At 66.7% G+C, this 264-nt stretch carries 1 protein-coding gene; it reads right to left on the minus strand.

All coding sequences use genetic code 11. The features are described 5' to 3' along the window. Positions 1-264 (minus strand): DUF222 domain-containing protein (locus ACPXB3_RS22660; RefSeq protein ID WP_425729899.1); only part of this gene is annotated, 264 nt, incomplete at both ends.

A 264-nucleotide genomic window follows, 5' to 3' on the forward strand; every position in this document is an offset into this window, starting at 1 on the left:
GTCGTCGGGGTTGTTCATACCGGGGGCTGCCCACACCGCCCACACGGCTTCTTGGTCGGCACGGCATTCCGGGGTCACTTTGCCGGTCATCTTCGACATCTGCTGGGTGTCTTGGCGGCCGAGGAACACTTGCCGTTTCTGCTGCCGGTCGGTGTCGTCGGTCAACTCGCCGTCGGGGTCGAGGTGCGCCATCAGGCGGGCACCGATCGCGGTCAACTCGGCGGGGGTGTGCACGCGCGCGTAGTCGGCCATCTGCTTTTCGGC

It is taken from the genome of Gordonia sp. DT219 (assembly GCF_049847065.1).
Taxonomy (GTDB): Bacteria; Actinomycetota; Actinomycetes; order Mycobacteriales; family Mycobacteriaceae; genus Gordonia.